The following is a 21,647-nucleotide window of genomic DNA, read 5'->3' on the forward strand; positions in this document are numbered from 1 at the left end:
CCCGACATGTTGACAATCCCGCTGCCTGCGTCAAGTTCGGCAGACTGCCGCGACGGCCAGAACCAAGAAGCATGCGCGGCCCAAGGGAGAACGCAATGGCGATTGCGGAGCAGCAGACCTCGCCCCAGGTAACACAGGGGTCCAGCGACAAGAGCTGGCATGGCATCGTCCTGCAAACGCTGAAGCGGAACGAGATCAGCCTCATCCCCTACGTGCCCGACCGCGTGCTGACGCCGCTGATCAAGAATTTGCACGCCGACCCCTTCTTCACGACCTTTGCCACCGCCCGCGAGGAAGAGGCCGTCGGCATCGTCTCGGGCGCCTGGATGGGCGGACGGCGCGGCGCCGTGCTGATGCAGACGTCGGGCTTTGCCACGCTCGCCAACGTGCTGGCCTCGCTGGCGGTGCCCTACCAGATCCCGCTGATCATGTTCGTGTCCGAGCGTGGCACCCTCGGCGAGTTCAACTACGGCCAGTCGCTCGTCTGCCGCACCATGCGGCCGGTGCTGGACTCACTGGCGCTGGAGCATCACACCATCACCCGGCTCGACGAGCTCGAATTCATCGCCGACCGCTCGATCAAGCAGGCCGTCACCACCCAGGCGCCGGTGGCTCTGATCCTCAATCCGCTGCTCACCGGCGGCAAGACGTTCGACAAGTGAGGTCAGTGATGGACACGCGCAATACCAAGGTGATGAACCGCTTCGATGTCACCTCGCGCCTGATCGCAAAGCTCAAGCACGAGGAAGCCGTGATCGGCGGCATCGGCAACACCAATTTCGACCTCTGGGCCGCCGGCCACCGCCCGCAGAATTTCTACATGCTCGGCAGCATGGGCCTCGCCTTCCCGATCGCACTGGGCGTGGCACTGGCGCAGCCCGATCGCCGCGTCTTCGCGCTCGAGGGCGACGGCTCGCTGCTGATGCAGCTCGGCGCCCTCTCGACGATCGCGACGTTGAAGCCGAAGAATCTCATCATGATCGTGATGGACAACGGCATCTACCAGATCACCGGCGCACAGCCGACGCCGGCCGCTGGTATCGCCGACATCGTCGCCATCGCCGCGGGGTCGGGCCTCGCCAACAGCACGTGGGCCGCGGACGAGGAGGATTTCGAACGGCTGGTCGAAAAGGCGATGTCGGCCTCCGAGCCGAGCCTGATCGCCGTCCGCATCGACGACAAGCCGGGCGTCGGCGCCACAAGGCGCGATCCCGTGCAGATCCGGGAACGCTTCATGCACGGACTAGGCGTGCGCGAGCCACTTTAACGTTTCGTCATTAACTACACGACGATCTGATCCCGCCCGCGTAACAGGCTGTTGCAAATCCGTGCTATCCGCAACGGATGTCCATTTTCATTCGCTGTTTTGCCTGGTTGCTTGCCGCCGCCGTGACCTTTGCAACCCTCGGCCCGCCCGGCCTGCGGCCCCATTCCGACCTCGGCCAGGATGGCGAGCATGCGCTCGCCTTCATCCTGGTGGGACTGGCCTTTGGCCTTGCCTACCGGAATCGCCGCTGGGTCGTCGTCGCCATCGCGGTGGTCCTGATCGGCGTGCTCGAACTGATGCAATTCTGGGCGCCGGGACGCCACGCCCGTCTGGAAGATTTTCTCGTCGATGCCGGAACGGCCTGCATCGGCTTTGCACTCGCCGCTGTCGCCGACTGGGTCCTGATGCGCGTCCGCGCAAATCCCACCCTCACGAGCCAGGGCCCCGCGGAGTAACACTCCGCAGGGCCCGGCCCTTTAAGTTCGGCCTGCCGATCAGTCGATGATCTTGACGACACGGCGCGTACGCGGCTCGACGATCACGCGGCGATCGTTCACGACAGCATAGCGATACTCGGTGTAATTCGGCACGGGACGCAGCACCACAGTCGCGGGCAACGGCTCGCCGACCACGACGCGCTCCTCCACCACGACAGAGTCGGAGCGTGGGATTCCGCCGAGGATCGCGTTCGGGATTTCCAGGCCCGCGCCGACAGCCGCACCCACGGTGCCGCCGACCATCGCCCCGACCGGACCGCCGATGTCGCCGCCCGCGCGCGCGCCGTCCCTGGCGCCCTGTTCGGTCGTCGACTGGGCAAAGGCTGCGCTCGAGAACAGCAGCGACACGGCAGCCAACGAAATTGCAAGACGGGTCTTCATGTCCACACTCTCCAGTGTTTGTTGATGCGCCTTCAACCACGGGACCGGACCATTGTTCCAGTTCCCCCGCGACGAAAAATGCACCACTGCCGAAAGAGTGTTACCGCGTAACGGTTCAGGTCGCGGCGATCTCGTGCCCCGCCATCAGTTCCAGCGCCCGTACCATCGCCGAGTGATCCCAGCCCTTGCCGCCATGCGCGGTGCAGGATGAAAACAATTGCTGCGCCAACGCCGTGCTCGGCAACGACAGGCCGAGCGCGCGAGCGCCTTCGAGCGCGAGGTTGAGATCCTTCTGGTGCAGCTCGAAGCGGAAGCCGGGCTCGAAATTACGCTTCACCATGCGCTCGCCATGCACCTCGAGGATACGCGAGGATGCGAACCCTCCCATCAACGCCTTGCGCACCAGCGCTGGGTCGGCCCCGGCTTTGGATGCGAACAACAGCGCTTCGCTGACCGCCTCGATGGTCAGTGCGACGATGATCTGGTTGGCGACCTTCGTGGTCTGGCCGTCGCCATTGGAGCCGACATGCGTGACGTTCTTGCCCATTCTGTCGAAGATCGGCTTCATGGTGTTGAAAGCCCGCTCAGGCCCGCCGACCATGATGGTGAGGCTTGCAGCCTTGGCGCCGACCTCCCCGCCGGACACCGGCGCGTCGAGATAGTCGGCGCCGAGCGCCTCGATCTTCCTGGCGAACTCCTTGGTCGCCAGCGGCGAGATCGAGCTCATGTCGACGACGATCTTGCCCCTGGAAATGCCGCTCGCGACCCCGTCCTTGCCGAACAGCACCGCCTCGACATGCGGCGTATCCGGCACCATGATGATGACGGCATCCGCCTCCTCCGCGACCCGCTTGCCCGACTTGCAGGGTACGCCGCCGGCAGCGATCAGCTCAGGGGCAACAGGCATGACGTCATGCAGGAGAACACGATGGCCTGCGGCCAGGAGATGACCGGCCATCGGCCGTCCCATGGTGCCAAGTCCGATGAAGCCGATGTCGATCATGATCAGATGTCCTCAGGTCTCGAATGTCTGCGCTGCGTGCCATGACAGACCTTCCAGCGTCGTGGTGCGCGGCTTGTATTCGCAGCCGATCCAGCCGCGATAGCCGATCGCGTCGAGATGGCGGAACAGGAAGGGATAGTTGATCTCGCCGGTGCCGGGCTCGTTGCGCCCGGGATTGTCGGCAAGCTGGATGTGCGCAATCTGCGGCAGATATTCCTGCATGGTACGGGCGAGATCGCCCTCCATGATCTGCATGTGATAGATGTCGTACTGAATGAATAGATTGTTCGACCGCACCTCGGAGATCAGTTGCACTGCCTGCTCGGTGCCGCTCAGGTGGAAGCCGGGAATGTCGAGCGTGTTGATCGGCTCGACCAGTAGCCTGATGTTTTCGCGCGCCAGCGTCGAGGCCGCAAAACGCAAATTACCAACCAGCGTCTCCTGAAGCTCGCGCGGATCGGCATCGACAGGCGCGATGCCGACGAGGCAGTTGAGCTGCTCGCAGTCGAGCGCCTTGGCGTAATCGATGGCGCGGAACACACCGTCGCGGAATTCGGCGGTGCGATCAGGCAGGATCGCGATGCCCCGCTCGCCATTGGCCCAATTGCCCGCCGGCAGATTGTGCAGCACCTGCGTCAGCCCGTGAGCCCCGAGCTGCTCGCGCAACTGCGCCTTGTCGAAATCATAGGGAAAGAGATACTCGACCCCGGCAAAGCCCGCCGCTTTCGCCGCGGCAAAGCGGTCGATGAACGGCATCTCGTTGAAGAGCATGGTGAGGTTGGCGGCGAATTTCGGCATGATGCTGACCCCTATTCCGCCGGCTGAAGCACGCCGGGCCTGATGGTCCCGACCCCGTCGAGAGCCAGGTCCAGCACCTCCTCGAACTCGACGATGTTGTCGATCTCCGTGCCCATGGCGATGTTGGTGACGCGTTCGAGGATGAACTCGACCACCACGGGCACACGGTGCTTCGCCATCAATTCGCGCGCGGTCGCGAACGCCGCCCGGGAGTCTCTGGGGTCGGTGACGCGAATCGCCTTGCACCCGAGGCCTTCGGCGACGGCAACATGATCGACACCATAACCGCCGAGCTCGGGCGCATTGATGTTCTCGAAGGAAAGCTGGACGTGATAGTCCATGTCGAAGCCGCGCTGGGCCTGACGGATCAGACCGAGATAGGAATTGTTCACGACGACGTGGATGTAGGGCAGATTGAACTGCGCCCCGACCGCGAGCTCCTCGATCAGGAACTGGAAGTCGTAATCGCCCGACAGCGCGACGATGTCGCGATCAGGGCACGCCGCGCGCACGCCGAGCGCCGCCGGCAGCGTCCAGCCGAGTGGACCCGCCTGCCCGGCATTGATCCAGTGGCGCGGCTTGTAGACGCCGAGGAATTGCGCACCCGCGATCTGCGACAGGCCGATCACCGTGACATAGGTGGTGTCGCGGCCGAACGCCTTGTTCATCTCCTCGTAGACGCGCTGCGGCTTGATCGGCACATTGTCGAAATGGCTCTTGCGTAGCATCGTCTTCTTGCGATCGCGGCAGGCAGCGGGCCACGCCTGGCGCTCGCGCAGCCTCCCTGACCGGCGCCACTCCCTGGCGACGGTGACGAAGAGCTCGAGCGCCGCCTTGGCGTCCGAGACGATGCCGAGATCAGGATTGAACACGCGCCCGATCTGGGTCGGTTCGATGTCGACATGCACGAAGGTACGGCCCTTGGTGTAGGTCTCGACCGAACCGGTGTGACGGTTGGCCCAGCGATTGCCGATGCCGAGCACGAAATCGGATTCGAGCATGGTGGCGTTGCCGTAGCGGTGGCTGGTCTGAAGGCCGACCATGCCGGCCATCAGCACGTGATCGTCGGGGATCGCACCCCATCCCATCAGCGTCGGCACCACCGGCACGTTCGCGATCTCGGCGAACTCCACCAGCAACTCCGAGGCATCGGCGTTGATGACGCCGCCGCCCGCCACGATCAGCGGCCGCTCGGCCGCATTCAGCATTTCCAAGGCCTTCTCGACCTGCTTGCGCGTCGCCGCCGGCTTGTAGACCGGCAGCGGCTCGTAGGTCTCGTCGTCGAACTCGATCTCGGCGAGCTGCACGTCGAGCGGCATGTCGATCAGCACCGGCCCCGGCCGCCCCGAACGCATGACGTGAAACGCCTGGCTGAACACCCGCGGCACCAGCGCCGGTTCGCGCACCGTCACCGCCCATTTGGTAACGGGCTTTGCGATCGACTCGATGTCGACCGCCTGGAAGTCTTCCTTGTAGAGCCGCGCCCGCGGCGCCTGCCCGGTGATGCAAAGGATCGGAATGGAGTCGGCGATCGCCGAATAGAGCCCGGTGATCATGTCGGTGCCGGCTGGCCCCGACGTGCCGATGCAGACGCCGATATTGCCGGCCTTGGCCCGCGTATAGCCCTCGGCCATGTGCGAGGCGCCCTCGACATGCCGCGCCAGGATGTGGCGGATCGAACCGCGCTTCTTCAGCGCCGAGTAAAGCGGGTTGATCGCGGCCCCGGGAACACCGAAGGCCGTCGAGATGCCCTCCTTCTCCAGAATTCGCACGGCCGCATCGATAGCTCGCATCTTCGCCATATCGGACCTCGCTCAGGTTGCGTCAGCGAGCGAGATCATCAGGCGCACGGAAGCCGATCTCAACGAGATCGGTTTTATTTTCCACGATGCGGCAGCCGTGGAAAAAACGCGGCGGCCTCAGTCGGTTAGGTCGAGACATCCGTGAAAGCGGATCACTCGAACAGCGGCACAAGCTCCATCTGCGGGACCAGCACGAGACCCTTGTCGGTGATGCGAATTTCCGGAATGACCGATAGCGGAATCAAATTGAACCCCATGTAGGGGATGGTGCAGCCGGCTTCCGTCCATTCCTTCTTCAGCACCTTGACCTCTTCGGCGACCTCCGTGACGCGTTTGTCGGAGAGCAGGCCGGCAATCGGCAGCGGCACCAGCGCCCTCACCTCGCCGTCGGCGACGACGCAGACCGCGCCCTGATGCTGCTTGATGGCAGCGATCGCCACATGCATATCCGGCTCGTTGGTTCCGGCAACGATGATGTTATGGCTGTCGTGGCCGACGCTGGAGGCGACCGCGCCGCGCTTCAGGCCAAAATCCCTGAGCAGGCCATGAGCGACGTTGCCGGCCGATTTGCCGTGGCGCTCGACCACCGTCACGAAGCACAGGCCGTACCGTTCAAACAGCGACGGCCAGTCCTTGGCCGGTTCGACCGCGACCTTCTCATGGATCAGCGTGATCCCCGGCAACGCGGTCTTGATGGCGTTGACCGTGCAGGCCTTCGCCGGCAACTCCGGCGTCAGCTTCATCTTGTCCGGCAGCTTCACCGTCGCATAGGCCGCCTTCGGGTATTGATAGCGCTGCGACAGCGCCTGATCGAGACGCGGCGTGATCTTGCCGTGCTCGACCACCAGCTCGCCGCCGTACCAGGTGCATTGCGGCTTGAACTGATCGTCCATCAGCACGAGATCGGCGCGGCGACCTCCGCCGAGCCCGCCGATATTGCCGTCCATGCCGAAGCGCGTCGCGCCATGCAGCGAGCCCATCGACCAAGCTTGCTCCGGCGACATTCCGGCCTTCACCGCCTCGCGCACCACCCAGTCGAGGCCGAACAGCAGGAGGTCGTCGGCATCTCGGTCGTCGGTGCACACGGCGGTGCGCTTGTGCGAGGCGCCGAGCTCGGTGATGGTACGGATCGCCTGTGGCAGCGAATGCCAGGGCGTGGTCGGCGGCCCGCCGCGCAGAAACACCCAGACGCCGGCATCGAGCAGATCGTCGGCGATATCGCGGTCGATCGCCTCGTGCGTGTCGGTGACGCCTGATGCCGCATAGGCCGCAACGAATTCGCGGCCGTAGACGTGGCCGGACACCGGCCGCCCCCGCTTCAAGGCAGCAGCGAGAATCGCGTGGCTGCGCTCGTCGCTCATCGTCACCGGCACGAAATCCATCTTCTCGCCGAGCGCCACCGCCTCAGGCCAGCGGTCGAACAGGCCGGCGATCTTGTCAGGCGTGAGATCGCCGCCCGCCGTCTCCAGTTCGGCCGAGGTCGCCGGAACAGTCGACGGCACCGTCAGAAAGATCGAGAGCGGCGCCTCGCGCGCGTCCTCCAGCATTGCCTCCACGCCGGCGACATCCATGACGTTGCCGATCTCGTGGCTGTCGCAGAAGATCGTGGTGGTACCGTTGAGAAGGGCGGCCTCCGCATAGGCGCAGGCCGTCACCATCGAGGATTCGATGTGGATGTGCGGGTCGACCAGGCCCGGCGCGACAATGCCGCCGGCCGCGTCGTAGAGCGGAACATCGCGCCAGACCTTCTTCGCCGCCCCGGCCGGCTTCACCGCAGCAATGCGGCCGCCGGTGATCCAGACCTCGCGGTTGGCGTGGATGCGCTCTGAATAGGTCGAGAGCACCCGTGCACCCGTGAGGACGAGATCCGGCGCGACGCGCGCGGACGCGGCATCGGCCAGGCGCCGGGTCATCGCATGCAGCGGTGCGACGGCGAAGCGGGTAAGTTTTGTCATCGGGACCCTCGCGTGGCGTTACAGCCAGGCGATGGTTACGCCCTGCACTCAACCGGGCAAGCGCAAATATAGCGGCACGCCCTGCTCAGGCCTTAGGCGCCGAACCGCCAGCCGTGACCGCCTTTGCAGGTCTGCGCGGGTTCCGCCGTCTTGGCGATGGTGCGGCAGTGGGCTTGACCCGAATCCGCATCGACCGGCCCTTGGATTCATCGATCTCGAAGGAATTTGTCTTTCGCACAAGATCGCTCAGCTTGCGGGAGCCGTAGGTTCTCGAATCGAAATCGGGGGCGAGGTTGGTCAACCCTTTTCCGACTTCCCCGAGAGAGACCCATCCGTCTTCGCTTTCCATCTGGGCGATGACTTTCTTGATCATGGGGATGGCTGCGTCAGGGGGTTGAAGCAGCGGCGACCTCGAGGCGGCATCCTGGGTGTTCGCCGGGACAGCAAGCAGATTCTCGGTGTAGACGAACCTCCGGCAGGCCTGCCGGAAGCTTTCCGGCGTCTTCTGCTCGCCGAACCCGAAGACGTCGACGCCCTGCTCCCGGATGCGGGCGGCCAGACGGGTAAAGTCGCTGTCGGAGGACACCAGGCAGAAGCCATCGAAGCGGCCGCTATGAAGCAGGTCCATGGCGTCAATGACCAGGGTTATGTCGGACGCATTCTTTCCCGTCGTATAGGCGAACTGCTGCTGCGGGATGATGGCGTGTTTCGACAGGATGTCGGCCCAACCCTTCGATCGCGCATTGGAGAAGTCGCCGTAGATGCGGCGAACGCTGGCCTCGCCGATCTTGGCAATCTCCTCGAACAGCCCATCCGCGATTTTCGCGGAAGCATTGTCAGCATCGATCAGGACGGCGAGACGGGGCGAGCGAAGTTCCGACGGCATGGCATTTCCCCAGGAGATTGACGCAGCATTAGACGACGCGAGCGCAGCGACGGCTAGTCCTCGTTCGCCTTGAAGCGTCCCATCCCCTTCAGCACGAATGGGGCCAGCAGTGCAATCAGCGCGAGGCCGAGCAGCGTCGCCGAGATCGGGCTCTGGAGCAGCGTCATGGGATCGCCGAGGCTGATCGCGAGCGCGCGGCGCAACTGGCTCTCGGCGATCGGGCCGAGGATCAGGCCGACGACGACGGGCGCGATCGGAAAATCGAACCGGCGCATCAGGAAGCCGAGCACGCCGAAGCCGGCCAGCATCGACAATTCGACCACCGACGGCTTTGCCGCGATGGTGCCCATGGTCGCGAACACGAGGATGCCGGCATAGAGCCAGGGCTGCGGGATCGCGAGCAGCCGCACCCACAGGCCGACCAGCGGCAGGTTGAGCACGAGCAGCATGCAATTGGCGATGAACAGGCTTGCGATCAGGCCCCACACCAGGTCCGGCCGCTCGGCGAACAGCAGCGGCCCCGGATTGAGTCCGTATTGCTGGAAACCCGCCAGCATCATCGCGGCGGTTGCCGAGGTCGGCAGCCCGAGCGTCAGCAACGGCACCAGCGTGCCGGCGGCGGAGGCGTTATTCGCGGCTTCCGGCCCCGCGACACCTTCGATCGCACCCTTGCCGAATTCTTCCGGGTACTTGGTCAGCCGTTTCTCGCAGGAATAGGACAGGAAGGTCGGGATCTCCGCGCCGCCCGCCGGCAGCGCGCCGATCGGAAAGCCGAACATCGTGCCGCGCAGCCATGGCTTCCACGACCGTTTCCAGTCTTCCCTGGTCATCCACAGCGAACCGCGCACCGGCTCGAGCTTTTCCTCAGTGTGGTGACGACGCGATGCGACGTAGAGCGCCTCCCCCAGCGCGAACAGGCCGACCGCGAGGGTCGTCACCTCGACGCCGTCGAGCAATTCAGGGACACCGAACGCAAGCCGCGCCTGACCGGTCAGCTTGTCGATGCCGACGAGGCCGAGCGTCAAACCGATGAACAGGCTGGTGAGGCCGCGGACCGGGGAATCGCCGAAGGTCGCCGACACCGTGACGAAGGCGACGCACATCAGCGCAAAATAGTCCTCAGGTCCGAAGCGCACGGCGAAATCGACCAGCCACGGCGCGAGGAACGCAAGACCAATGGTGGCGATGGTGCCGGCGACGAAGGAGCCGATCGCCGAGGTCGCGAGCGCCGGCCCGCCGCGGCCGGCCTTGGCCATCTTGTTGCCTTCGAGCGCGGTCGCCATCGAGGCGCTCTCGCCGGGCGTATTGATCAGGATCGCGGTGGTCGATCCGCCATACATGCCGCCGTAATAGATGCCGGCGAACATGATCAGCGAACCGCCGGGGTCGAGCTTGTACGTCACCGGCAGCAGCAGCGCGACGGTCAGCGCCGGGCCGATGCCGGGCAGCACGCCCACGGCGGTGCCGAGGAACACGCCGATCAGCGCATAGAGCAGGTTCATCGGCTGGACGGCGACCGCCATGCCATGCGCCAGCGCCGCAAAAGTGTCCATCACAGCAGTCGCTCCAGCGGGCCGGTCGGGAGGCTCAGCGTCAACAGCCGGTCGAACGCGAGATAAATCAGGGTCGACATCACGAGGGCGATGATGGAGTCGACAAGGATGGCACGGCGCCCGAACGCCGCCGACGTCGTCACGAACAGCGCCGACGTCGCCAGGATGAAGCCGCCGCCGAGGCCGATGATGGCGATCAGCAGCGCAAGGCCGACGAGGATCAAAACCACCGGCACGGGATCGGCGCTCTCGCGCGCCGGCAAATTGCCGCGCAGCGCGTCGACGAAGTTGCCGATCGCGAGCAGCGCGAGACCGCAGGCGATCACGACCGGCATCGCCTCGGGCCCCATCCCGTACATCGTCGTGGATTGCAGACCGTGCGCATCCCAGACCAGCACCGCGGCGAGCGCGGCGAGCAACGCAGCGATGACGATGCCGGCGCGATCGACGCGCCGCGGCGGCTGGGCGGGATCGCCTGAGGTCATGACTTGACGAGGCCGACCGACCTCAGCACGTCGGTGACGCGCACCGTTTCCTTCTTCAGGAAGTCGGCGAAGGCGTCGCCGCCGAGATAGGCGTCTTCCCAACCCTTCTGCTTGAGGATTTCTTTCCAGGCGTCCGACTTCACCATCTTCTCGACCGCATCGCTCAGGGTCTTGCGCTGCTCCGGCGTGATGCCGGGAGGCGCGACCACCGAGCGCCAATTGGCGATCACGAGGTCGATGCCCTGCTCCTTGAAGGTCGGGATGTCGCTGCCTGGGATGCGCTTCTCCGAGGTCACGCCGATCGCGCGCAGCTTGCCGGACTTGATCTGCCCGTCATATTCGCTGAGCCCCGAAATACCCGCGGTGACCTTGCCGCCGAGGATCGCGGCGAGCGACTCGCCGCCGCCGGAGAACGGAATGTAGTTGATCTTCTTGGCGTCGGCGCCCACGGCGCCGGCGAACAACGCCGCCATCACATGATCGACACCGCCGGCCGAGCCGCCGGCGAAGGTCACCTTGGCGATATCGGCCTTCACCGCGGCAGCCAGATCCTGCGCGGTCTTGATCGGCGAATTCGCGGGGACCACGATCACCTGGATTTCCTCGGTCAGGCGCGCGATCGGCGTCACCTGATCGAGGGTGACGGGCGATTTGTTCATGGCGAGCGCACCCACCATGACGAAGCCGTTGACCATGAGCTGGTTGCCGTCACCCTTGGCACCGTTGACGAACTGGGCGATGCCGACGCTGCCGCCGGCGCCGGGAACGTTGACGACCTGCACGCTGCGCGCAACACCCGCGGCAACCAGCGCCTGCTGCATCGAACGCGCGGTCTGGTCCCAGCCACCGCCCGGTGCCGCCGGCGCCATCAGCTTCAGCTCGAGCTGCTGGGCCAAGGCCGGCATGCCCATGGCAACGGTCAACGCGACGGCCGCGCCGACAAGGCGCGCGGGAAACTGAAACATGAGGGCATTCTCCAGGCTCGTGCGGACGCTCGCCGCATTGTGTCGTTTGGTCGCATATCAGCCAAAATAGCCGATGCTGTCCAGCGACAGGCCTGTGTTCCAAGCTAGCCGGAAGCCGGCATCCTTCCGCCAAGCGCGACCGTCAGCTCGCCTGCGACTTCGCGCACGATCTGGCCGATTTCCGGCAATCGGTCGTCGGTCATGCGGCTGGTCATGCCGGAGACGGAAATCGCCGCGAGCGGCTCGGCACAGTCGTTGTAGACCACTGCGGCAATACAGCGCAGGCCCATGCAAGCCTCTTCATCGTCGAGCGCGTAGCCCTGCTTGCGGATTTTCTCGAGCTCCTTGAACAGGTCGCTCGGCCGCACGATCGACTTCTCGGTCAGCCTGGGCATGCCGTGATGACGGATGACCGCGCCGACATCCGCGTCGGAATAGGTCGCGAGCACCGCCTTGCCGACGCCCGACGTCACCATGGCGACGCGGCCGCCGACCTGGGTCAGCGAGCGCATGATCTCGCGGCTCTCCATCCGGGTCAGCATGATGATGAATTCGTCGTCGACCATGGCGAGGTTGGCGGTCTCGCGGGTGAGATCGCGCAGCTTACGCAAATAGGGAATCGCCTGCGCCGAGAAATTGCGCCGCCGCGCGAAGCTCGCACCCACCGTGAAGCTGCGCACGCCGACATGCCATTTGGATTCGGCGCGGTCGAACTGGACGAAACGGCGGCTCTCGAGCGTCGCCAGCAGGCGGTGGACGGTGGAGGCCGACAGTCCGGTGCGGACGGCGAGATCGCTGAGACGATAGCCTTCGTCGTCTTCGGACAGTGTCTCGAGGATCGACAGCGCGCGGTCGACCGACTGCACGCCGCCGTCGCGATCGGCGTCCGACGAAGATCGAGGCTCGAGCGATTTGCGCCGGATCACGTTCTTGCTCATCGCGACCTGACTTTTCTCACCTCTCCCTATCTTTTTTCCCTCTCCCCGCTTGCGGGGAGAGGGTCAGGGTGAGGGGGAGTCTCCGCAAGGACGGTGACAGTCTGACTCGTGGAGAGTCCCCCTCACCCGAATTCGAGCTTCGCTCGAATTCGACCTCTCCCCGCACGCGGGGAGAGGTGAAGTAGCAGCTCAGAGCAACCCTGCCCCGCGCGCCCATTTGTACTTGGCACCTAGCACCTCGACCGGCAGCTCGGTCGAGTAGGCATAGGCCGGGATGCCGTTCTGGTAGAGATATTCGGCGGCTTCCTCGACCTCGACGTCGCCAGCGAGCGAGGCGACGATCGGCTTCACGAAGCCCTTGGCCTCCATCTCCTTCTTCACCTCGACCATGTTGCGGGCGAACACCATCGGCGGCGTGACGATGGTGTGCCAGTAGCCGAGGATCAGCGAATGGATCCGCTCGTCCGACAGGCCGAGCTTGACCGTGTTGACGTAGGTGATCGGCGGCTCGCCGCCGGTGATGTCCACAGGATTTCCCGCAGCACCGAACGGCGGGATGAACTTGCGGAAGGCCGCATCCAGATCCGGCGGCATCGACATCAGCGACAGGCCGTTGTCGACACAGGAGTCCGACAGCAGCACGCCCGAGCCGCCCGCGCCGGTGATGATCAGCACGTTCTCGCCCTTCGGCGTCGGCAGCACCGGCACGCCGCGGGCGAATTCGAGCAGTTGCCGCAAGCTGCGGGCGCGGATCACGCCGGACTGCGCCAGCACGTCCTCGTAGATCTTGTCGTTACCGGCGAGCGCGCCGGTGTGCGAGGACGCCGCCTTGGCGCCGGCCGAGGTGCGGCCGGCCTTGAGCACGATGACCGGCTTTTTCTTGGAGACGCGCTTGGCGGCTTCCGCGAAGGCGCGGCCGTCCTTGAGGTCTTCGCAATGCTGCGCGATCAGGTTGGTGTTCGGATCCTGTTCGAAGAAGGCGAGCAGATCATCCTCGTCGATATCAGACTTGTTGCCGAGACCAACGATCGCCGACACGCCCATCTTGGCCGAGCGCGAGAAGCCGATGATGGCCATGCCGATGCCGCCGGACTGCGACGACAGTGCCGCATGGCCCTTGACGTCGTAGGCGGTGCAGAACGTGGCGCAGAGATTGGCTGGCGTATAATAGAAGCCGTAGATGTTCGGCCCCATCAGGCGGACATTGTACTTCTGGCCGATCTCGACGATCTCGGCCTGCAGCTCCGGCGCGCCGGCTTCAGCAAAGCCCGACGGGATCAGGACCGCGCCCGGGATTTTCTTCTCGCCGCATTCGACGAGCGCGCCGGCAACGAACTTCGCGGGGATCGCAAACACGGCGGTGTCGATCACGCCCGGCACGTCCTTGACGCTCTTATAAGCCTTGTAGCCGAGGATCTCGGCGGCCTTCGGGTGAATCGGATAGATGTCGCCCTTGTAGCCGCCGTTGATGAGGTTCTTCATCACGGAGTTGCCGATCTTGCCGTCTTCGGCCGAGGCGCCGACCACGGCAACCGCCTTCGGCTGCATGATGCGGTTCATGGCCGCGACGATTTCTTCAGTCGGACGCGGCTTCGGCTTGGGCTTGTAGGCGAAGTCCACCACGATGCGCACGTCGGCGGCGATCGCGTCCTTCGCCGTCGCGAACACCGGGTTGAGGTCGAGCTCGACGATCTCGGGGAAATCGGTCACGAGCTGCGAAACCTTGACGATGACGTCGGCGAGCGCGGTGCGGTTCACCGGCTCGCCGCCGCGAACACCCTTGAGGATTTCATGAGCCTGGATGCCGTCGAGCATCGACAGCGCGTCTTCCTTGGTCGCGGGCGCGAGGCGGAAGGTGATGTCCTTCAGGACTTCGACCAGCACGCCGCCGAGACCGAAGGCGACCAGCTTGCCGAACGAGCCGTCGGTGATCGAGCCGACGATGACTTCGGTGCCGCCGGCCAGCATCTGCTGCACCTGGACGCCCTCGATCTTGGCATCGGATCTATATTTCCTGGCGTTCCCGAGAATGGTCTCGTAAGCCTTCTCGGCATCCTCGGCCGTCTTGAGGCCGACGATGACGCCGCCGGCTTCGGTCTTGTGCAGAATGTCGGGCGAGACGATCTTCATCACGACAGGGAAACCCATCGAAGAGGCCATCTTGCCGGCCTCGCCCGCCGACCTCGCCACGCCCTCCTTCGGCACCGGAATGCCGTAGGCGTCGCAGACCAGCTTGCCTTCCGGGGCCGTCAGGCTGGTGCGGTTGTCCGCCTTGACCTGGTCAAGCACCTTGCGGACAGCATCTTTGGAATTGGACATGTGGCTTCTCCCTTGACCTCAGTTAGTTCTTTTCAAAGCGCGCGCGTGTTGCGGCGGCCCGTCATGCTTGCCATTCGCCGCGCTCTGTTCCATGTCGCGGAACGGAGTGGCATAAAGCCCGAGATGACTCCGCCTGCTTGGATCGAAAATGGCTGACGATGGCATTTGGTATGCCAGAAGCCAACTTGTCAAGCTGCGGAGCACCCTAGAAGGCTGCAAAAAATAGGCAGCTTGACATTCTGGCATTTGGTATGCCAAAAACTTTCCCGTTAATAATCCTGTAAAAGACGACTCCCACTGGAGGAGATTCGTCGTGTCACTGCGGAAACCAACCAAGGCGTTGCCGAACATGGCCGAGGCAGATATCGCAATCGTTCGTATTGCCCCGGAGAGCAGCTTCAAGAACAAGGCGTATGACGCCTTGAAGGAAGCCATCCTCAAGATGGACATCTACTCGACGCCCGAGCCGGTGATGCTCGACGAGCGCGCGCTGTCCGAGCGCCTGGGTGTCAGCCGCACGCCGATCCGCGAAGCGATCGCGATGCTCGAGCAGGACGGCTTCGTGAAGACCGTTCCGCGCCGCGGCATCATGGTGGTGCGCCGGACCAAGAGCGAGATCGTCGACATGATCCGCGCCTGGGCGGCGCTGGAGAGCATGGCGGCGCGCCTCATCACCACCACCGCGCGCAAAAAGGACATCACGGCGCTGCGCGACTATTTCAAGGACTTCAGCAAGGACCGTTTGCCTGAGGATCACGTCGAGGAATATTCGCGAGCCAACATCGCCTTCCATCAGGCGCTGATCTCGCTGTCGGAATCGCCCGTGCTGGTCGATCTCACCAACGATCTGCTGCTGCACGTGCGTGGCTATCGCCAGCTGACCATCGGACGCAAGGACCGCACCGCGACCTCCCTGCCCGAGCATCTCGGCATGATCGAAGCGCTGGAAGCGCGCGATACCGAACTCGCCGAGAAGCGCGCCCGCGACCACACCCTTGGCCTTGCCGCTTACGTCGAAGCGCACGGGCAGGAACTCTTCTAGCAACGTTCACCAGAAGGGCGAAAAACTCGCCCCAGTACTGAGAGACCAGGGAGACAAGGCCCATGCTGAACACCGCGACCAAGTCCGAGGCACCGGGCACCGAGCAGGAACTGACGGATGGCTTCCATCTCGTCATCGACGCGCTCAAGCTGAACGGCATCAACACCATCTATAATGTGCCGGGCATCCCGATCACGGACTTGGGCCGCATGGCGCAGGCCGCCGGCATTCGCGTGATCTCCTTCCGCCACGAGCAGAACGCCGGTTACGCCGCGGGCATCGCCGGCTATCTCACCAAGAAGCCCGGCGTCTGCCTCACCGTCTCCGCGCCCGGCTTCCTCAACGGTCTCACCGCGCTCGCGCACGCCACCACCAACTGCTACCCGATGATCCTCGTGTCCGGCTCGTCCGAGCGCGAGATCGTCGACCTCCAGCAGGGCGACTACGAGGAGATGGACCAGCTCGCCATCGCCAAGCCGCTGTGCAAGGCGGCCTATCGCGTGCTGCACGCCCAGGACATCGGCATCGGTTTTGCCCGCGCCATCCGCGCCGCCGTCTCGGGTCGTCCGGGCGGTGTCTATCTCGACCTGCCGGCAAAACTGTTCGGCCAGGTGATGGACGCCGAGGCCGGCCGGAAATCGCTGGTCAAGGTGATCGATGCTGCGCCCGCGCAGATCCCCTCGCCCGCTTCGGTGAAGCGCGCGCTCGACGTGCTCAAGAGCGCCAAGCGTCCGCTGATCATCCTCGGCAAGGGCGCGGCCTACGCGCAGGCCGACGAAGAGATCAAGACTTTCGTCGAGACAAGTGGCGTGCCTTTCCTCCCCATGAGCATGGCCAAGGGCCTCCTCCCCGACACGCATCCGCAGTGCGCCGGTGCCGCCCGCTCGACCGTGCTGAAAGAGTCCGACGTCGTCATGCTGATCGGCGCGCGGCTGAACTGGCTGCTCTCGCACGGCAAGGGCAAGAGCTGGGGCGAAGCGCCCAAGAAATTCATCCAGGTCGACATCGAACCGCGCGAGATGGATTCCAACGTCGAGATCGTCGCGCCCGTCGTCGGCGACATCGGCTCGGTCGTCTCGGCCTTCAACCAGGCGATCGGTGCGGGCTGGACTGCGCCTCCGGCCGAATGGACCAAGGCCATCGCGTCAAAGCGCGACGAGAACGTCGCCAAGATGGCGCCGAAGCTGATGAACAACAAGTCGCCGATGGACTATCACGGCGCGCTCGGCGTGCTGAAGAACGTGATCAAGGATCATCCCGAAGCGATCCTCGTCAACGAAGGCGCCAACACGCTCGACCTCGCCCGCGGCGTCATCGACATGTATCGCCCTCGCAAGCGTCTCGACGTCGGCACCTGGGGCGTGATGGGCATCGGCATGGGCCAGGCGATCGCCGCTGCGCTCGAGACCGGCCACCCCGTGCTCGCGGTGGAAGGCGACAGCGCGTTCGGCTTCTCCGGCATGGAGGTCGAGACCATCTGCCGCTACAATCTGCCGATCTGCGTCGTCATCTTCAACAATGACGGCATCTATCGCGGCACCGACGTCAACGGCGCCAATTCAGATCCGGCCACGACGGTGTTCGTCAAGGGCGCGCGCTATGACAAGATGATGGAAGCTTTCGGCGGCGTCGGCGTGAATGCCACCTCACCCGACGAGCTCAAGCGCGCCGTCAACGAGGCGATGGCCTCACGCAAGCCGACGCTCATCAACGCGGTGATCGATCCGGCCGCGGGCTCGGAGAGCGGCCGCATCGGCAACCTCAATCCGCAGAGCGTTCTGCAGAAGAAGAAGTAAGTCCACCGCCGGGTCATTCCCCGCGCAGGCGGGGAATCCAGTAACCGCCAGACCACATGGGTGGCGAGCACTGAGCCCAACTGAGACGACAGCGAATACTGGATGCCCGCCTTCGCGGGCATTACGAAAACAAAGTGGTAACAGGAGCAACACGATGACCAAAGCGCTCGAGGGCGTTCGCATTCTCGACTTCACCCATGTCCAGTCCGGACCGACCTGCACACAGCTGCTCGCCTGGTTCGGCGCCGACGTGATCAAGGTGGAGCGTCCGGGCGTGGGTGACATCACCCGTGGCCAGCTGCAGGACATCCCGAACGTGGACAGCCTGTATTTCACCATGCTCAACCACAACAAACGCTCGATCACGCTCGACACCAAGAACCCCAAGGGCAAGGAAGTCCTGACCGAGCTGATCAAGAAGTGCGACGTGCTGGTCGAAAATTTCGGCCCCGGCGTGCTCGATCGCATGGGCTTCCCCTGGGAGAAGATCCAGGCGATCAATCCGAAGATGATCGTCGCCTCGATCAAGGGTTTTGGCCCCGGCCCCTACGAAGACTGCAAGGTCTACGAGAACGTCGCGCAGTGCACCGGCGGCGCCGCCTCCACCACCGGCTTCCGTGACGGTCTCCCGCTCGTCACCGGCGCGCAGATCGGCGACAGCGGCACCGGCCTGCATCTGGCGCTCGGCATCGTCACCGCGCTCTATCATCGCACCCACTCGGGCAAGGGCCAGCGCGTCACGGCCGCGATGCAGGACGGCGTGCTCAACCTCTCCCGCGTCAAGCTGCGCGACCAGCAGCGCCTCGCGCACGGTCCGCTCAAGGAGTACAGCCAGTTCGGCGAAGGCATTCCGTTCGGCGATGCCGTGCCGCGCGCCGGCAACGATTCCGGCGGCGGCCAGCCCGGCCGCATCCTGAAGTGCAAGGGCTGGGAAACCGACCCCAACGCCTACATCTACTTCATCACCCAGGCCCCGGTCTGGGAGAAGATCTGCGACGTGATCGGCGAGCCGACCTGGAAAACCGATCCGAACTACGCCAAGCCGGCGGCGCGCCTGCCGCGGCTAAACGAGATTTTCGCCCGCATCGAGCAGTGGACGATGACGAAGACGAAGTTCGAGGCGATGGAAATCCTCAACAGGGACGACATCCCCTGCGGCCCGATCCTGTCGATGAAGGAGCTTGCCGAAGACCAGTCGCTGCGCGCGACCGGCACGGTGGTCGAGGTCGACCACCCCACCCGCGGCAAGTACCTCTCGGTCGGCAACCCGATCAAGCTGTCGGACTCACCGAGCGACGTCGAGCGCTCCCCGCTGCTCGGCGAGCACACCGACGAGATCCTGCGCTCGGTGCTCGGCTTCAGCGACCACCAGGTCGCCGAGATCCACAAGTCCGGCGCGCTCGACCCGCCGCAAAAGCAGGCTGCCGAGTAAACGGCTCTGTCAGAGACACGAAAGGCCGCCAGATTCGGCGGCCTTTTTGTTGGCGCGGAGAGAGAACGGACCAACCAACACTGGCTTGAGAACCCGTCCAAGGGAACAAAAGTCGTTCCAGGCCGTTATCGTTTCGCCGGCGCGTTCTCGGAAATGCGTACCGCACACCCAGCGAGCGACCCGGCCTCGCAAAAACCTGCCCACAAACGAAGAAATTGTCCGCCTTGTCTTCTTGATGATGACAGGCCGGTCCATAGTGAGAGGCGCTGCCCGGCCAGAGTCGAGGCCCCGCTCGTCGATCAAGTCGAGGACGACATGTTGAAAGATCAATCCACCAATCGCGCCAAGCTTGAAGCCAACAAGGCGTTCAAGCCTGTCGAGACGCAGAAGCCGGTCAATGACTATGCCAGGGATCAGCACTCCTTCAACGAGAACCGCGAGCGGCTGAAAGCGGAGCGATTGGCCCGCGAGGCCAAGCCCAAAGGTCACGCCGAATAGCGAGCGTTTCGAGCGAGCGACATCGACCTAGAGCATCGAGAGCACGACGATCCCGTCCTCGAGCTCGCCTGAAGCCAGTCGTATCCGCGCGATACGCTCGAACTCCGTCCGGTATTTCTGGAGGTAGCTGAAGGCCTGCTTCTGGGTTCGAAAATTGGTGGCCAGCCGGCACGTCTGTCGACCCGCGCCCAGCGCGAGGAAGAAGGTGATTGTGCCGCCGCCATCCGGCTTGATCCTAGGCACGATCCGCAATCTCTGGCATGTGATCGGCCTTCCTGGAATGATCGTCGGCGCTATGAAACGCGACTATCGCGGCGATTTCTTCGCACGCTTCTTCGGCACAGGGGCCGGCAACGATGCGCGAAGATTTGCATCGGCGATTTCCTTGGCCTCACGCAACTCGCGAAGCCGCGCCATGTTCTTGCGGACATCGAAGGACTGCCGCTCGGCATCCGCCATCGCCCGCGCGCCCTCCTCGGCTGCCGCGCGTTGACGCTCGGAACGCGCGATGCCTTCGGGTGACGGGCCGGCCGATCTCTTGGTGCTCATCTTCCACCCTGTTCAGCAACGGACAAAACCCGCTCAATCCTTACGATCGAGCGGGTCGCATGGCCGTTTCAGTACATCCGTGAAACGGCACTGGAGAGCTTAGGCCAGCGAGAGATTCTCAGCGCTGACCTTGCCCCGCATCTTGTCGGTCTTGGCCTCGAAGTTGACCTTCTGGCCCTCGGCGAGACCCGCCAGACCAGCACGCTCGACCGCGCTGATGTGAACGAACACATCGTTGCCGCCGTCGTCGGGCTGAATGAATCCGAAGCCCTTCTGGCCGTTAAACCACTTCACTGTACCTGTCGGCATTTTTCTTCTCCAAAGCGCACATGCGTGCATTCCGCGTGACACTCACGCGGAACCGATTCAATTCGTCGATGTCGATGGAAAAGGAGCCCGCGGGCGCATTCAACAAGGCACAGCGGCTGAACGAACAACCCTAAGGTATACCTCCCCGGCGTTACTTGCAAGGCTTGCCGAGACTTAATTGCCGCAGCGTCTCGGCCGAGCAGGTTCAAGGCAGACTTGCCGAGGCAAGATCCGCACACCGGTACCGGGCTGGTAACGTATCCTTGTGGACAGACCTGACGCCGGTTTCATGTTAAGGTTTGTCATCACCGCCCGGCATGTGGCTTTTACCGGTGATGAGAACGCTAGTTGCGCTCCCGCCTCATCAGCAAGGGAGATGCGCCATGGAACGGCGTCGTTTCAAGCAGACTGAAACTCTCAGCCAGAGGCTCACGAAGGAAGTCGAACGCTTGCGCCAGGAGATGCGCACGCTTCCGCCAGGTCGTCGCCGCGAGCTGCTGCTGCGAAAGGTCCGACAGGACGAGACCGCCATCCAGATCGAAGCATGGATCGGCTCTCCGGGGCTGAGAGCGCCGACCTGACGCAGCCTTTCGCCTAACCTGAGACGCCGTGTCGGATCGGCAGCGTCTCGATCGTCCTCGGGACATGAACGGGCCGTAGACGCCAACGTCGGGCCCATCAAGTCACAGGGATGACCACCATGCCGAACACCGTCCGCCTGCACCGCGTTCTCTCCACCAGCCCGGATAAACTCTATCGCGCCTTCATCGAAGCGGACGCACTGGCGAAATGGCTGCCGCCGAACGGCTTCACCTGCACCGTGCATCATCTCGAGCCGAAGGTTGGCGGCACGTTCAAGATGTCGTTCCGCAACTTCACGACGGGCGCCGGCCATTCATTCGGCGGTGAATATCTCGAGCTCGTCCCCGGCGAACGTCTCCGCTACACCGACAGGTTCGACGATCCCAACCTGCCCGGCGAGATCGAGGTCACCGTGATCCTGAAGAAGGTCTCGGTCGGCACCGAGCTTGATATCACCCAGGCTGGCATCCCGGACGTCATTCCTCCGGAGGCCTGCTATCTCGGCTGGCAGGAATCGCTACGGAATCTGGCAAGGCTCGTCGAGCCCGAGATCAATCAATAACATCCAGACGGCGCCAGCGTCGGGACGG

At 64.1% G+C, this 21,647-nt stretch carries 23 protein-coding genes; 9 read left to right on the forward strand and 14 right to left on the reverse strand.

Annotation, left to right across the window (positions count from 1 at the left end; genetic code table 11):
* Positions 1-95: 95 nt before the first annotated feature.
* From F8237_RS04175 to F8237_RS04185, 3 genes are all read left to right on the forward strand, one after another.
* Complete coding sequence (locus tag F8237_RS04175; protein ID WP_162005866.1) at positions 96-662, forward strand: thiamine pyrophosphate-binding protein; 567 nt, start codon at positions 96-98, stop codon at positions 660-662.
* Positions 663-670: 8 nt separating this feature from the next.
* Entirely contained in the window at positions 671-1,267 is a 597-nt protein-coding gene (locus tag F8237_RS04180) for a thiamine pyrophosphate-dependent enzyme (protein ID WP_162005867.1), read from the forward strand.
* A gap of 77 nt (positions 1,268-1,344) precedes the next feature.
* Positions 1,345-1,722, forward strand: a complete 378-nt coding sequence (locus tag F8237_RS04185) for a VanZ family protein (RefSeq protein ID WP_151642538.1) — start codon at positions 1,345-1,347, stop codon at positions 1,720-1,722.
* A gap of 39 nt (positions 1,723-1,761) precedes the next feature.
* Here F8237_RS04185 and F8237_RS04190 read toward each other — a convergent pair whose 3' ends face one another.
* The 11 genes from F8237_RS04190 to F8237_RS04240 form a co-directional block, all read right to left on the reverse strand.
* Entirely contained in the window at positions 1,762-2,145 is a 384-nt protein-coding gene (locus F8237_RS04190) for a DUF1236 domain-containing protein (RefSeq protein ID WP_151642539.1), read from the reverse strand.
* A gap of 115 nt (positions 2,146-2,260) precedes the next feature.
* Positions 2,261-3,148 carry a 2-hydroxy-3-oxopropionate reductase gene (locus tag F8237_RS04195; RefSeq protein ID WP_151642540.1) on the reverse strand — a complete coding sequence of 296 codons (888 nt, stop codon included), beginning with the start codon at positions 3,146-3,148 and terminating at the stop codon, positions 2,261-2,263.
* A gap of 12 nt (positions 3,149-3,160) precedes the next feature.
* Positions 3,161-3,946, reverse strand: a complete 786-nt coding sequence (gene hyi, locus F8237_RS04200) for a hydroxypyruvate isomerase (RefSeq protein WP_151642541.1) — start codon at positions 3,944-3,946, stop codon at positions 3,161-3,163.
* An 11-nt stretch (positions 3,947-3,957) separates the two neighbouring features.
* The gene (gene gcl / locus F8237_RS04205; RefSeq protein WP_151642542.1) at positions 3,958-5,748 is read right to left on the reverse strand and encodes a glyoxylate carboligase; all 1,791 of its coding nucleotides are present in this window, start codon (positions 5,746-5,748) and stop codon (positions 3,958-3,960) included.
* Positions 5,749-5,900: 152 nt separating this feature from the next.
* Complete coding sequence (locus tag F8237_RS04210; RefSeq protein WP_151642543.1) at positions 5,901-7,703, reverse strand: adenine deaminase C-terminal domain-containing protein; 1,803 nt, start codon at positions 7,701-7,703, stop codon at positions 5,901-5,903.
* Positions 7,704-7,788: 85 nt separating this feature from the next.
* Positions 7,789-8,589 (reverse strand): NYN domain-containing protein, encoded by an 801-nt coding sequence (locus F8237_RS04215; RefSeq protein WP_151642544.1) that lies wholly within the window; start codon positions 8,587-8,589, stop codon positions 7,789-7,791.
* Between the two features lie 53 nt (positions 8,590-8,642).
* A complete protein-coding gene (locus F8237_RS04220; RefSeq protein WP_151642545.1) occupies positions 8,643-10,142 on the reverse strand; it encodes a tripartite tricarboxylate transporter permease in 1,500 nt (499 codons plus the stop codon).
* The gene (locus tag F8237_RS04225) at positions 10,142-10,627 is read right to left on the reverse strand and encodes a tripartite tricarboxylate transporter TctB family protein (RefSeq protein ID WP_151642546.1); all 486 of its coding nucleotides are present in this window, start codon (positions 10,625-10,627) and stop codon (positions 10,142-10,144) included. The genes F8237_RS04220 and F8237_RS04225 overlap by 1 nt, the downstream gene beginning before the upstream one ends.
* Positions 10,624-11,592, reverse strand: coding sequence for a Bug family tripartite tricarboxylate transporter substrate binding protein (locus F8237_RS04230; protein WP_151642547.1), 969 nt, complete (start codon positions 11,590-11,592; stop codon positions 10,624-10,626). Before F8237_RS04230 ends, F8237_RS04225 begins: the two co-directional genes overlap by 4 nt.
* 104 nt (positions 11,593-11,696) lie before the next feature.
* Entirely contained in the window at positions 11,697-12,530 is an 834-nt protein-coding gene (locus F8237_RS04235; RefSeq protein WP_151642548.1) for an IclR family transcriptional regulator, read from the reverse strand.
* A 189-nt stretch (positions 12,531-12,719) separates the two neighbouring features.
* Positions 12,720-14,849 (reverse strand): acetate--CoA ligase family protein, encoded by a 2,130-nt coding sequence (locus F8237_RS04240; protein WP_151642549.1) that lies wholly within the window; start codon positions 14,847-14,849, stop codon positions 12,720-12,722.
* 349 nt (positions 14,850-15,198) lie between these two features.
* On the opposite strand from F8237_RS04240, the gene F8237_RS04245 reads away from it, so the two are divergent.
* The 4 genes from F8237_RS04245 (at position 15,199) to F8237_RS04260 (ending at position 19,617) form a co-directional block, all read left to right on the forward strand.
* Positions 15,199-15,891 (forward strand): GntR family transcriptional regulator, encoded by a 693-nt coding sequence (locus tag F8237_RS04245; RefSeq protein WP_162006348.1) that lies wholly within the window; start codon positions 15,199-15,201, stop codon positions 15,889-15,891.
* A 62-nt stretch (positions 15,892-15,953) separates the two neighbouring features.
* On the forward strand, positions 15,954-17,687 hold the full coding sequence (gene oxc, locus F8237_RS04250) for an oxalyl-CoA decarboxylase (protein WP_151642550.1): 1,734 nt from the start codon (positions 15,954-15,956) through the stop codon (positions 17,685-17,687).
* Between the two features lie 154 nt (positions 17,688-17,841).
* Positions 17,842-19,119, forward strand: a complete 1,278-nt coding sequence (gene frc, locus F8237_RS04255; protein WP_151642551.1) for a formyl-CoA transferase — start codon at positions 17,842-17,844, stop codon at positions 19,117-19,119.
* A 315-nt stretch (positions 19,120-19,434) separates the two neighbouring features.
* The gene (locus F8237_RS04260) at positions 19,435-19,617 is read left to right on the forward strand and encodes a hypothetical protein (RefSeq protein WP_151642552.1); all 183 of its coding nucleotides are present in this window, start codon (positions 19,435-19,437) and stop codon (positions 19,615-19,617) included.
* A 27-nt stretch (positions 19,618-19,644) separates the two neighbouring features.
* Here F8237_RS04260 and F8237_RS04265 read toward each other — a convergent pair whose 3' ends face one another.
* From F8237_RS04265 to F8237_RS04275, 3 genes are all read right to left on the reverse strand, one after another.
* On the reverse strand, positions 19,645-19,869 hold the full coding sequence (locus F8237_RS04265) for a hypothetical protein (RefSeq protein WP_151642553.1): 225 nt from the start codon (positions 19,867-19,869) through the stop codon (positions 19,645-19,647).
* Between the two features lie 54 nt (positions 19,870-19,923).
* Positions 19,924-20,166, reverse strand: a complete 243-nt coding sequence (locus F8237_RS04270) for a hypothetical protein (RefSeq protein ID WP_015687317.1) — start codon at positions 20,164-20,166, stop codon at positions 19,924-19,926.
* Positions 20,167-20,265: 99 nt separating this feature from the next.
* On the reverse strand, positions 20,266-20,475 hold the full coding sequence (locus F8237_RS04275) for a cold-shock protein (RefSeq protein WP_008134109.1): 210 nt from the start codon (positions 20,473-20,475) through the stop codon (positions 20,266-20,268).
* Positions 20,476-20,858: 383 nt separating this feature from the next.
* Between F8237_RS04275 and F8237_RS04280 the strand changes: the two genes are divergently transcribed.
* A complete protein-coding gene (locus tag F8237_RS04280; protein ID WP_151642554.1) occupies positions 20,859-21,056 on the forward strand; it encodes a hypothetical protein in 198 nt (65 codons plus the stop codon).
* 119 nt (positions 21,057-21,175) lie between these two features.
* Entirely contained in the window at positions 21,176-21,619 is a 444-nt protein-coding gene (locus F8237_RS04285) for an SRPBCC family protein (protein ID WP_151642555.1), read from the forward strand.
* Positions 21,620-21,647 lie beyond the last annotated feature (28 nt).

The organism is Bradyrhizobium betae (genome assembly GCF_008932115.1).
Taxonomy (GTDB): Bacteria; Pseudomonadota; Alphaproteobacteria; order Rhizobiales; family Xanthobacteraceae; genus Bradyrhizobium; species Bradyrhizobium betae.